Origin of the sequence: Pseudomonas cedrina subsp. cedrina (assembly GCF_001983175.1) — a bacterium.
GTDB lineage: Bacteria > Pseudomonadota > Gammaproteobacteria > Pseudomonadales > Pseudomonadaceae > Aquipseudomonas > Aquipseudomonas cedrina.
On sequence record NZ_MNPW01000007.1, the window covers coordinates 420,814 to 431,695 of the forward strand.

Annotated in this window: 10 protein-coding genes and 1 pseudogene; 5 read left to right on the forward strand and 6 right to left on the reverse strand. The window is 60.4% G+C overall.

Translation table 11 applies throughout. From position 1 onward, the window contains the following. Positions 1 to 207: 207 nt before the first annotated feature. Entirely contained in the window at positions 208 to 459 is a 252-nt protein-coding gene (locus tag BLL36_RS17160; protein ID WP_076952570.1) for a type II toxin-antitoxin system HicA family toxin, read from the forward strand. Further along, positions 456 to 821: a type II toxin-antitoxin system HicB family antitoxin gene (locus BLL36_RS17165; RefSeq protein ID WP_076952571.1), complete on the forward strand. Its 366-nt coding sequence runs from the start codon at positions 456 to 458 to the stop codon at positions 819 to 821. The genes BLL36_RS17160 and BLL36_RS17165 overlap by 4 nt, the downstream gene beginning before the upstream one ends. Position 822: 1 nt before the next feature. Here the strand turns inward: BLL36_RS17165 and BLL36_RS17170 are convergent, their stop codons facing one another. Beyond that, on the reverse strand, positions 823 to 1,995 hold the full coding sequence (locus BLL36_RS17170) for an MFS transporter (protein ID WP_076952572.1): 1,173 nt from the start codon (positions 1,993 to 1,995) through the stop codon (positions 823 to 825). A gap of 39 nt (positions 1,996 to 2,034) precedes the next feature. Continuing rightward, positions 2,035 to 3,390 carry an MATE family efflux transporter gene (locus BLL36_RS17175; protein ID WP_076952573.1) on the reverse strand — a complete coding sequence of 452 codons (1,356 nt, stop codon included), beginning with the start codon at positions 3,388 to 3,390 and terminating at the stop codon, positions 2,035 to 2,037. 1,192 nt (positions 3,391 to 4,582) lie between these two features. Between BLL36_RS17175 and BLL36_RS31705 the strand changes: the two genes are divergently transcribed. Continuing rightward, on the forward strand, positions 4,583 to 5,290 hold the full coding sequence (locus BLL36_RS31705) for a methyl-accepting chemotaxis protein (RefSeq protein ID WP_394329495.1): 708 nt from the start codon (positions 4,583 to 4,585) through the stop codon (positions 5,288 to 5,290). Between the two features lie 27 nt (positions 5,291 to 5,317). On the opposite strand, the gene BLL36_RS31050 is transcribed toward BLL36_RS31705, so the two are convergent. The 4 genes from BLL36_RS31050 to BLL36_RS17200 all read right to left on the reverse strand — a co-directional run bounded on the left by BLL36_RS31050 (position 5,318) and on the right by BLL36_RS17200 (position 9,302). After that, a complete protein-coding gene (locus BLL36_RS31050; RefSeq protein WP_169922566.1) occupies positions 5,318 to 6,448 on the reverse strand; it encodes a hypothetical protein in 1,131 nt (376 codons plus the stop codon). 163 nt (positions 6,449 to 6,611) lie between these two features. Next, positions 6,612 to 7,424 carry an ammonia-dependent NAD(+) synthetase gene (gene nadE, locus BLL36_RS17190; RefSeq protein ID WP_076952575.1) on the reverse strand — a complete coding sequence of 271 codons (813 nt, stop codon included), beginning with the start codon at positions 7,422 to 7,424 and terminating at the stop codon, positions 6,612 to 6,614. A gap of 1 nt (position 7,425) precedes the next feature. Beyond that, entirely contained in the window at positions 7,426 to 8,643 is a 1,218-nt protein-coding gene (pncB, locus tag BLL36_RS17195; protein WP_076952576.1) for a nicotinate phosphoribosyltransferase, read from the reverse strand. An 11-nt stretch (positions 8,644 to 8,654) separates the two neighbouring features. Beyond that, positions 8,655 to 9,302, reverse strand: coding sequence for a nicotinamidase (locus BLL36_RS17200; RefSeq protein ID WP_076952577.1), 648 nt, complete (start codon positions 9,300 to 9,302; stop codon positions 8,655 to 8,657). A gap of 144 nt (positions 9,303 to 9,446) precedes the next feature. On the opposite strand from BLL36_RS17200, the gene BLL36_RS17205 reads away from it, so the two are divergent. Then, positions 9,447 to 10,139 carry an NUDIX hydrolase gene (locus tag BLL36_RS17205; RefSeq protein ID WP_076952578.1) on the forward strand — a complete coding sequence of 231 codons (693 nt, stop codon included), beginning with the start codon at positions 9,447 to 9,449 and terminating at the stop codon, positions 10,137 to 10,139. Between the two features lie 608 nt (positions 10,140 to 10,747). Then, positions 10,748 to 10,882, forward strand: a pseudogene (locus tag BLL36_RS30575) (IS4 family transposase); the annotation flags it as partial.

The following is a 10,882-nucleotide window of genomic DNA, read 5'->3' on the forward strand; positions in this document are numbered from 1 at the left end:
CTTGGAGTCCGGAGCAATAGGCAGGAAGCACAAAGGCACGTCGTCCCTATAAAACGAACCGCAAAGGGAAAAATTAGCGAGGGATGGGAGGCGTGGTGTGAGGTGTCATCAGGGGTTACATCAATCCCAGGAAAAGCCCCCGAACCCGAGCTAGGATTGACGAACACCACTTTTTGCAACTACATTTAGTTACAGGCAAGGATCGCCGTGTCCAAAAATGAAAAGCTGCTGGCCAAATTGCTTAACGAGCACATGGCATTTACCTGGCCCGAGCTCGTAACGCTGTTGCGTTGGCTCGGCTACACACAGATTGAGGGGGCTGGAAGCCGCGTCAAGTTCGACATCGGTGACCCCAGTGCAATGATCACGCTGCACAGGCCCCACCCTGGCAACGAACTGAAACACTACATTCGGCGCCAGATCATTGAGCAATTGAGATCAGGAGAACTGATTCAGTGAACAACCAACTGAAACACAAAGGCTACATCGGCTCTATCGAAGCCAGCCTCGAAGACGACTGCCTGTTCGGCAAGATTCTGTTCATCAAGGCGCTGGTGAGCTACGAAGGTAAAACCGTCGCCGAACTGGACGCCGCTTTTCGCGAGGCCGTGGATGACTATCTCGCCACCTGCCAGACCTTGGGACACACACCGGAGAAGCCTTGCAAAGGCTCCTTCAATGTCCGGGTCGGCCACGACCTGCACCTGGCGGCGGCGCTGGCGGCGGCCCGTAAGAAGGTGACGCTCAACGACCTGACCCGCCAGGCGTTGAATGAATTTCTGCAGCACCACAGTGCCGATGCCTGTCCGGCGATTGGCTGAGTCAGTCCAACCTGCGAAACCCCAAGACCGCTGAGCCCAACACCACCGTCCCCGCTGCCAGCGCGACCCAGAACCCGCTGGTGGCGCCAAAGTGGTCGATCATCCAACCGGAGCTGGCGGCACCGATGGCCACGCCGATGCTGAGACCGGTTATCAGCCAGGTCATGCCTTCGGTCAGGCGGCTGGCGGGCACTATCCGCTCCACCAGGGCCATGGACACGATCAGGGTCGGCGCGAAGAACAGCCCGGAGATAAAGATCGCCACCGCTAACCCGGGAATGTCTGTGACCAGCAGCAACGGCAAGGTGGTCAACGCCGTGGCCACGCCGCAAAACAGGAACTGCCGGGGCAACGACGCCTTGAATTTGAGGGTACCGAACGCCAGCCCGGCCAGGCAGGAGCCGACGGCATACACCGACAGCACGATGCTCGCCGCCGCCGGCTGGCCCTGGTGTTGGGCAAAGGCGACACTGACCACGTCCACCACGCCGACAATCACGCCCATGGCCAAGAGCAGGATCATCAGGATCAGCACCGAAGGCGAAGCGATCAACCAACGACCGTGATGGGCCTGATGCTCATGCACAGCAGGTTCGGTCGCGCGCTGCATTACAAACGTGGTGACGCCCACGGCCAGCAACAGCGCTGCCACTAAGGGCCCTGCTTCCGGGAACAACACGACACTCAGCCCCACCGAAATCGGCGGGCCGACGATGAAGCACACCTCATCCAGCACCGACTCCAGGGCAAATGCGGTCTGCAGCTTGGGCTGGCCTCGGTACAACTCGGTCCAGCGGGCCCGCACCATGGCTGACATATTCGGCATGCAACCGGCCAACGCGGCGAACAGGAAAAGCATCCAGTCCGGCGCCTGCAAACGGGTGCACAGCAGCAACATCAACAAAGCCCCGCCGCCGATCAACGCGGCAATCGGCAGCACCCGGCCCTGGCCGTAGCGGTCCACCAGCCTGGATACCTGTGGCGCGCAAAGCGCCGTGGCCAGGGCAAACACCGCCGCCACCGAACCGGCCAGGCCGTAACCGCCATGGACCTGCGAGAGCATGGTGATCACACCGATGCCCGTCATCGATACCGGCATGCGCGCCAGCATGCCCGCCAGCACAAAAGCCCGGGCGCCAGGAACCTGGAACAATTGTGCGTAGGGGTTTGCCATGACTCGGAAGCCTTCTGTCCTTAAGTGCGCATCCTTTTATCACACCAGGCGCTTGATCTGCTTGTGCCGCCACACCAATCGGTAATACGCGGTCTGCAACGCCAGCATTGCCAGGTAAGTCACCGGAAACGCCATCCACACCCCTTCCAGCCCGAAGTGAGCGTTTAACAGGTACGCCATCGGCAGCTCGACACAGAGCACGCAGAAGATCGAGATCACCACGGGCATCAACACCACGCCGCTGGCGCGCATGATCCCGCCGACCACGGCCTGGAAGCCGAATATCAGGATGCTCCACAGCATGATGTGCAGCAGGTGCTCGGCGTTGACCCGTGCCACTTCGTCGGTGATGAACAGGCCGAGCAGCCAGTGGGACATCAGGTACCCCAGCACGATCAGGCCACCGGTGAGGCCCATATTGATCAACAACCCGGTACGCAGGATCGGCCCGATACGTTCCGCGCGCCCGGCGCCGATCGCCTGGGCGCCGAGGATCGAGGCGGTGATGGCAATCGACAGCGCCGGGAACTGCACGTAGTTGACGATCTGCGTCACCGCGCCGTACGCCGCCGTGGCTTGGGAGCCGTGGCCGTTGACCAGGGCGAGAATCACCAGTTCCGACAGCGACAGCACCACCATTTGCAGGCCGGTGGGCAAGCCAATGCGCAGGACCTTTGCGAGAATGACGCGGTCCAGGCGCAACGCCGCGAGCAATTCGCGATCCGGCGCCATTACATGGCTTTTATGGCGCAGGCGCAGGACCAAAAACAGCATCGCCAAGGCGTTACCCACTAACCCGGCATACACCGCACTCTGGATGCCCATGGGCGGCAGGCCAACCCAGCCGCGAATCAGCGCCGGGGTCAGCAGCAGGCCAACCAGGGTCGAGACCATCAGCGCCAGCAATGGCGAAATTGTGTCGCTGACGCCGCGCAGCAGTTGGGTGTAGAGAATAAAGACCAGCAGCAGCGGCATGATCAGCATCATCTTCTGCGCGTAGCCGACCGCGTCGTCCAACACATCAACCGGCGTCCCCAATGCCTGCAGGGCCGGACGCGCGAACAAGCTGCCCAGCACTGCGGCAATCACCCCGACCAGCGCCCCCAACGTCAGGGTGGCGCCGGTAATCGCCTTGACCATCCCTGTCTCCTGCGCACCCCAGGCCTGGCCGATCAGCACCGACGCACCCGCCCCCAGGCCGATCACCAGCGCAATAAAGAAGAACACGATGGGAAACATCCCCGACACCGCCGCCAACGCCTGGGTGCCGAGCATTTGCCCGACATAAATGCCGTTGAGGGTGCCGGAAAAGCTTTGCAGGAAGTTGGACAGCACCATGGGTGCCAGAAAGATCAGATAGATCTGCCACAGGGGTCGTTGCAGGGGGCTTTGCATGAAAAAACCGGGCCTCGGAAAACTAAAGCGTGCGAGGGTTATACCGTAATTGGATCCTATGTTCCTGTGCTTTAAGGCATCCCCGCTCACTCCGTTGCGCGGAAGCGACGTCGCTAAGGCCGCGCGATTTTATTCCATCAATTCGCTCAATAGCGGTTTCAGTATTTACTGATTGGACGCGTACCCGGCGGAGCTTTAGATTTCGCCGCATAGATAGCTTTTAGCCATCACCTCTACTCTCCTGACTATCGAGCTCCCCATGAAAAACCCTGTCTCGTTGGCGATGCGTATCGGCCTGGGCTTCGCGTCCACCCTCTCGCTGCTGGTGCTGATCACCGCCGTCGGTATCCAACGTGTGGGTTTTATCGACAGCACACTCAAGGATGTCGGTGAAAAGGCTGCCGTGGTGCAGCGCTACGCGATCAATTTCCGCGGCAGCGTCCACAACCGTGCCATCGCCATTCGCGATGCGGTGCTGGTCAAGGATGAAGCGGCGCTCAACCTTCACCTGGCCGAGATCGACCAGCTCAAGCGCGATTACCAGGATTCCGCCGTGATGATGGATCGCCTGTTGGGCAGCAGCGCCGCCAGCGCCGAAGAGACCCGCCTGTTGGGCGATATCAAGGCCATCGAGCGCCAGGCTCTGGCCTCCACCGAACGGGTGATCAACCTGCGTCGCAATAATGACCTCGCCGGTGCTCAGGACCTGCTGCTGACGCAGGCGTCCGCCGACTACACCCAGTGGCTTGGGCGTGTGAACGCCCTGATCGACTTCGAAGAAGCGCAAATCAGGCAACGCCTGGATACGGTGCAATCCGCCGCCAGCCACTTTGCTCTGCTGATGGTGCTGGCCAGCGCCGCCGCGATTATCTTGAGCGTGCTGGTTTCACTCCTGATTATCCGTAAGGTCAAGGCCACCCTTGGCGCCGAGCCCGAAGAAGTCGCCGAGGCAATCCGCCGCCTGGCCAATGGCGAGCTGAACCAGCCCATCGAAACGCGCTACCCCGACAGCGTGATGGGCCTGCTGAAAAACGCCCTGGCGCGCCTGGGCGACACCATCACTGAAGTACGTTCGGCGGCCCAGGCCCTGCGCCACTCCTCGGTCACCTTGTTGTCGGTTGCCAGCGATAACCGCCGGCAGATCACCCTGCAGACCAGCGAAGCGCAGCATGTGGCGGCCGCGATCACGCAAATGGCCGCCTCGGTCAGCGAGGTGTCGGGCTACGCGTCCGCCGCGTCCAAGGCGACCATCCTGGCCGACGCGGAAGTCGACAGCGGCCACCGTCTGGTGGGCGAAGTAACAGTGGCAATCGAGGAACTGGCGACGATCCTCGACCAGGCTACCCACCGGGTCAATCAGGTGTCCAGCGACAGTGAGAGCATCGAAACCGTGATTGAAGTGATCAACGCCATCGCCGCCCAGACCAACCTGCTGGCGCTGAACGCCGCGATTGAGGCCGCCCGCGCCGGCGAGCACGGCCGAGGATTTGCGGTGGTGGCCGATGAAGTACGCTCCCTGGCGACGCGCACCCAGCAATCCACCCAGGAAATCCGCGACATGATCGGCAAGCTGCAAAGCGGCACCCAGGACGCCGCAGATATCATGCAGCGCAGCCGCAACCTGGCCCAGGTCACCGTGGTGCAGACCCGCGACTCCCAAGTGGCACTGGGCAAGATCAGCCAGGAAGTGGGGGCGATCAATGCGATGAACGCACAGATCGCCAGTGCCTCGGTGCAGCAGAGCGCCGCCGCTGAAGAAGTCGCGCAGAACGTCACGCGCATTCACGGCTCTACCGTGCAGTCGGCGGCCGGCTCCGAAGTGGTGGAAGGCGCCAATCAGGAACTCGTGGAGCTGGCGGATCGGTTGAGCACCAGGGTGGCATTTTTCAACGTGGCGTGAGGCCCGCGATGCTCATGTGGGCGTGTATCAGACAGAGACGCGCCCGTTATCGAGTATGAAGTTGATGTTATCCATATCGAAACGTTTGTCTTCGTAGCCCGGCCCGCCCTGGTTGTTGGTACCGATGTCCAAGTCACGCAAAAGACCGGGACGGTTCAGTAATTGAGTGGCCAACTCCCGTGCTTCGGTGCTGAACGTACGGTTCGATGGCGTTAACCCGGCAGCTTCCTTCAGCTCATTGACATTGATGTATTGATCGTCGGCGCCGGCGGTGTATTGCCTGAAGTTATCCTTTACGCCCTGAATCAGATCATGGTCACTCATATTCCGGTATTTGTTTGAAGAGAAATCCAGGTTACCCCTGGAGAAAGCCCCGTCGAGTACGCCCATGCTGCTTCGATCAAGCTCCTTGAACACATCACCGCGCTCCAGCAGCTCATTGGCCAGATCTCTTTCGGCTTGCGTGGCGGGCTGACCATCCAGGCGGTAACCGCTGGCAACGGCATTAAGCGATTTATCGGTGATCAGCCCTGGGGAGTTCGGGTCTTCAAATGAACTGAAACGCGCCAGGATCTTATCGAGGAGTTCTTGCTTGCTGTCGTTTGCATAGGGACGCTGCCCGGACGCTGACATCGGACTGCTCCAGGGGGTTTCATCAGCGTAACGCGGCGCCGAGAAAGCGGGCTGTTGCCAGTCGCGTTGGGGCGCATATTCGTTTTCCAGGCGCTGGCGCTTCATGGCGCCGCTGTAACGCCCGGGAAATTCACGCATGGGCGGCGCTTCCTGCTGTTCACAGTGATCAATGGTGCGCGTCACGTCGCCCATGCTGATCAACCCATCTGCCGAACCGCCGTGGTTGATTGAATCAAGCATGCAGTTCAACTCGGGACGGCTGAGAATTTCCCGTGCCAACTCCGTCATGCGATTATCGAATGCATTACCGGACAGTGGCCGGCCAGCGGCGTGCTGAAGGGTTTGCTGAGTGACAAAACCACTGTCAGCGCTCTGGAAATAATCGAAATTAGCCGCGAAATCCCGCGCGACCACTGAGTTGGGCGCGCGCCAGCTACCGTTATCGCAGGCGGCTCTGGGCTGCTCGCAGGGCAGGCTGAAATCACCGCAAAAAGGCGTTTCCTGACGGAAATTCACGTAGGACATGGCAAAGACCTCAGAGATTGGAATCGATAGCTGTCAACCCGAACCGACTAGTTGCCGGATCAACATTCCCTCTGTGGCCACGAGCGGAAATACGGTTCCCGCAGGCCGCACTCGGGGGGGGCTCGGGGTCGCCTCGCCACCTGAAAAGAGCTGGACTCAAAATCTAAGGCACAAAAGGCAGCGCTCGTTTATGCGCTGTCTTGTTGTACGCCTCCTCGACGATCGCCCTCACCCGCTCGCTCACCGGCTCGCCCATCAGGTACGCGTCGATGTCTGCATAGGTGCAGCCGTACGCCAGCTCATCCGCTTTCCCCGGCGCCAGCTCTTCCAGGTCGGCGGTGGGCAGCTTGCCGACCAGGTTCGCCGGAGCGCCGAGGCTCGCGCCCAACAGGCGTACCTGGTTTTTGGTCAGGCCGGACAGCGGCGCCAGGTCGCAGGCGCCGTCACCGAACTTGGTGAAGAACCCCATCAAGGCTTCAGCGCCCTGGTCGGTGCCGACCACCAGGCCGTTGTGCAAATTGGCCACGGCGTACTGGGCGATCATGCGCGCTCGCGCCTTGACGTTGCCTTTGATGAAATCCACGCGCTCGGCGCTGACGTCCGGCACAGACAGGTTGGACATCAGCCCGTCGACGCCCGCCGCAATATTCAACGTCTCGGTCTGGTCTGGGCGGATAAAGTCCAGGGAGGCTGTCGCATCGTGCTCGTCCGCCTGGCTCTTGTACGGCAGGCGCATGGCAATAAAACGCGCTGGGTAATCTTCAGCGCGCAGTTGCTCCACCGCCAGCTGACACAGGCGCCCGGCCACCAACGAGTCGACCCCGCCGCTGATGCCCAGCACCAGGGCCTTGCAGCCGGATTGACGCAGGGTGTCCTTGATAAAGTCGACGCGGCGCTGGATTTCATGGGGCTCGCGACCTTTTACCAGCGAGCGGTCGATATTCAATTCCTGAGCGATACGGTCCTGGGTTTGCATGTCATACCTCCACACTGCCAACGTTGAACACTTGTGCTGCGTACTGCAAGAACGAGGGGTCTTCGCAGACGTTCTTGATCGGATCATCGGAAAATTTCACCACCGGCTCGCCGTGCACCCTGACCAATTTCATCACGATGCTCAGCGGCTCGACGCCCTCCACATCGCAGGCCAGGCTGGTGCCCATGCCAAAGCCGAACCGAGCCTTGCCACGAATGTGACGCAGGATCGGCAAACATTTTTCGAAGTTCAGGCCATCGGAGAACATAAGGTCTTTGGTCATGGGGTCGATGCCGAGTTCCTTATATCTGGCCAGGACTTTGTCAGCCCAGACGATAGGGTCACCGGAGTCCTGGCGCAGGCCGTCGTACAGCTTGGCGAAGTACAGGTCGAAGTCCTTGAGGAAAAAGTCGGTGCTGATGCAGTCGGTCAGGGCCATCCCCAGGCGGCCACGGTATTCATGCACCCAGTTTTCCAGGGCGGCATTCTGGCTTTCGCGCAGACGGCCCAGTTGCTGGTGCACCATCAGCCATTGGTGGGCCATGGTGCCGATCAGCGGCAGGTCGAACTCATAGGCCAGGTGCGCGTTGCTGGTGCCGAGGAACTGACCAGGGAAGTCGCGGCGCATGATATCGACCACTTCGCGCTGGGCCTTGAACGACAGGCGCCGCCGCGTGGAAAAATCCGAGACACGCAAGTCGGCCAGCTCCTCGCGGCTGAGGTTTTTCTCCAGCCAGTCGAACTTCTGGTAGAGCTTGCGGGTAACGTCTTCCAGGGTCACGTCGGGGTATTTGTCGCGGTTGCGCAGCTCGCTGACCAGTGCCAGTACCGGTTGCTCGAACATGATGCAGTGCAGCATCGGGCCGACCACGCGGATGTTCAGTTGGCCGTCGACTTCGCTGACGTGAATGTAGCGCAGGTTGAAGCGGAACAGGCCAAGGAAGCGCTCGTAGTCCGGGGTAAGGTATTCGCGAAAGCGTGGGTTGAACAGAAAGCGCAGTTCACCTTCGCGCATGTTCAGGCCGGCGAGCTTTTCCAGCTCGTCGCGCAATTGCGGAATCAAGTGCCCCAGTTTTTCCCTGGAGCGGACGATGAAGTTGTACTCCACATCGACGTTGGGGTGCTGGTGCAGCACGGCCTGCATCATGGTGAAGGTGTAGTAGTCGGTGTCGAGCAGCCCCTGGATGACCGGGGATTGGTAGTCGTATGCACTTTCCATGGTGTATCTCCTTAACGCGTGGCCATCGCGGCCAGTTCTTCGCGGGTGCTGCTGATGACGGCACCGGCCTTGAGCAACTCATTGACAGCCTGTACGCCGCCCTCCTCGGTGATGCTTCGGCACGCCGGCAGGTGCAGGACCACTTCCAGGCCAGCCTTGAGCAGTTGCAGCGCGGTGGTCTTGACGCAGTAGTCCAAGGCCAGGCCGCCGACGATCACGCGGCTGACGCCTTGGGCCTTGAAGTACTCGATCACGCCCGTGGACAGCTTGTCGTGCAGGTCGTGGTAGCAGGCACCGTAGGGGTGCAGGTCGGGTTCGACCCCTTTCCAGATGAAGTAATCGTAGTCATAAGGCGTGGGCAATTCGTCCAGCAAGGTGAAGCCTTCGGTGCCGGGCACGCAGTGGCTCACCCAGGTCACATCGGCGTGGGCCAGGCCGGTGGGTTGCAGCATCGCGCTGTGTTGGCTCACCACCCAGGGGGCGTGCGGCGTATGGGCGTCTTTACTGCCGACGCGATGGCCGGCCAGACTTGCCATGTAGTTGAGCTCGGCACCAATCAGGTCGCCACCGGCTACAGGCAACTCATCGGAGCACAGCGGCGTAAAGCTCTTCTGGGCGTCGACGTCGAATGAAGCAATGGCGGTTTTCGCGAGGGTCATGGCGTTCTCCTGTGGCCTGGAAACAAAAGTACACGTCATGTACTTTCATTGCAAGAAACATTTGGATATCTGCCTGGGAGCAAGTACATGACATATCTGCTCGATTCGTTAGACTATGCCCCACCGCTGTTAGAAGGACATCCCATGCCACTGAGCGCCTACCTCCATACCGTTGACCTGTGCGTGCTGTTTTATTGCCGCGCGGACGGGGAACTGAAGCTGCTGCTGAACAAGCGCGAGGCCGAACCGTTCGCCGGGCACTGGGCGCTACCGGGCGTAGTCGTCAACGGCGGCGTGCAAGATTTGAGCCTCAAGGATGCCGTGGAGCGGTTGCGCGCGAGCGACAAGGTCGGGCTGGCGTTGGCCTGGAGCGAGCAAGTCGGCACCGTAGGGGATGCGTTTCGTGATCCGCGCTGCTGGTCATCGTCCACCTACTACCTGGCGATCGTGAGCGATGAGGTGGAATTGGCCGAGCACCAGGGCTGGTTTTCGCTGACGGCGGTGGCCGACGGCGGCATCAAGTTGCCCTTCGATCACAACAACATTGTGGCGGCGGTCAAGGAGCGGTTGTTTTCCAAGTCCCTGTACAGCAGCTTGCCGCTGATGTTCCTGGGCGATGAATTCAGCGCGCCGCAAGCGACGACGATCTTTTCGCTGGTGCTGGAGCGGCCGGTGTTGAAGACCAGTATTCGCCAGCGTTTGCTCAAGCTGGCCGAGGCGGGGTATTTGCGCGAGACCGGGCGCAAGAAGCACGGTGAAGGCGGCAGGCCCCAGGCGACGGTGGAAATGCTGAGGCCCGCAGAGATCTATTTTTTTGATCGCAGTTTTGCCGACTGACCTCGACTCCAAGCCCTACGAGGTTCAAATGTGGGAGCTGGCTTGCCTGCGATGGCCATGGGTATCTACAGAACTTTCAGTTGACCAATCTCCCTGTGGGAGCTGTCGAGCGTTAGCGAGGCTGCGAAAGCGGTGGGTCAGGCGAAAAAAATGCCAGCAGTGCCGCCGCCTTCGCAGCCTCGCTGGGGCTCGACAGCTCCCACATTTTGAACCGAGTTCAACATGAATACCGGTCGGCTCTAAGGCCGCCGCGCTTTGTTTTTGATCTTGATCTGAGGCGCCCCGTCAACCACGCTGGCCGCAATTCGATATTGATTTGGGGGGTAAACCGGCAGGACGCCGGTTTAGCCGCCCCGCGCCATGGATGGCGCGTGGCGGCGGCCCCCCAAATCAATGTCGGATTACGGGCATGCCGAGCCTAGGCGAGGCACCGAGTGGTGGGGCGATGCGTTTTGGGTTACTTTTTGCGCTCTTCAAAAAGTGACCCGCCGTAAGGGCCAGCCCTTTCAAGGTCTTTGATAAAATCCCCCAAAACTCCAGTCAGGGTGACGAAAGCGATGTGGGCAGAAGTTCTAGCGCGGTTTGAGAAAAAAGCACCGGCCAGTGTCATGACCAGAGTGATACTGGAGCAGGTCGTTCCTGGCGAATGGGTCGATCAGGTGTTCGAAGAACATCGTCAGCGGCAATATCCGCGTGAGCTTCTGTTCTCAACCATCGTTGAACTGATGTCCCTTGTTTCATTG

Bases quoted from the DNA above. Each gene is read 5' to 3' on its own strand.
- BLL36_RS17170 (WP_076952572.1), bottom strand. From the start codon at position 1,995: ATGGCAAACCCCTACGCACAATTGTTCCAGGTTCCTGGCGCCCGGGCT.
- BLL36_RS17175 (WP_076952573.1), bottom strand. From the start codon at position 3,390: ATGCAAAGCCCCCTGCAACGACCCCTGTGGCAGATCTATCTGATCTTT.
- BLL36_RS31705 (WP_394329495.1), top strand. From the start codon at position 4,583: ATGGCCGCCTCGGTCAGCGAGGTGTCGGGCTACGCGTCCGCCGCGTCC.
- BLL36_RS31050 (WP_169922566.1), bottom strand. From the start codon at position 6,448: ATGTCCTACGTGAATTTCCGTCAGGAAACGCCTTTTTGCGGTGATTTC.
- nadE (WP_076952575.1), bottom strand. From the start codon at position 7,424: ATGCAAACCCAGGACCGTATCGCTCAGGAATTGAATATCGACCGCTCG.
- pncB (WP_076952576.1), bottom strand. From the start codon at position 8,643: ATGGAAAGTGCATACGACTACCAATCCCCGGTCATCCAGGGGCTGCTC.
- BLL36_RS17200 (WP_076952577.1), bottom strand. From the start codon at position 9,302: ATGACCCTCGCGAAAACCGCCATTGCTTCATTCGACGTCGACGCCCAG.
- BLL36_RS17205 (WP_076952578.1), top strand. From the start codon at position 9,447: ATGCCACTGAGCGCCTACCTCCATACCGTTGACCTGTGCGTGCTGTTT.